Annotated in this window: 1 protein-coding gene; it reads right to left on the bottom strand. The window is 71.7% G+C overall.

Features of this window, described 5'->3' with window-relative positions; translation table 11 throughout:
* A partial coding sequence (locus FLQ44_RS23685) for a phosphoenolpyruvate carboxylase (protein WP_240801281.1) occupies positions 1-445 on the bottom strand: 445 nt, incomplete at both ends.

The raw sequence follows: 445 nt of genomic DNA, 5'->3' as shown, positions 1-445 counted from the left end.
CCTCGGCCTCCTGCTCGGGCATGGGGCGGCGCACGGGGCGGGTGGGGTGGGCGGTGAACTCTCGCTCGGTGTGGGGGCGGCGGAACAGGGCCACGAGCTCGTCGAACTCGACGCCGGCCGCTTTGAGTTCGCTGACCACGGCCAGCAGACCGCCCGGCTGCGGCGCGGCCGTGGCCTGCTTCTGGTAATCGCGGCGACGGCGGATGCGGTGGATGCGCTCGGCCAGGTTGCCCACGCCGAAATAGGTCGCGAACGAGCGCACCAGTCCTTCGGCCTCGTCGAGCGGCAGGCCATCGACCGCAGCGGCCAGCGCATCGAGCCCCTCGCCCTGCTCGCGGCGCTGGATCGCAACGCGACGCAGCGCCTCGACGCGCTCGAAGAAGGCCTCGCCCTCCTGGTCGGCAATCACTTCGCCCACCAGTGCACCCAGTCGCTTCACATCCTC

The organism is Vogesella mureinivorans, from assembly GCF_007644035.1.
GTDB classification, from domain to species: Bacteria; Pseudomonadota; Gammaproteobacteria; order Burkholderiales; family Chromobacteriaceae; genus Vogesella; species Vogesella mureinivorans.
This window is presented reverse-complemented; position numbering and strand designations above follow the sequence as displayed.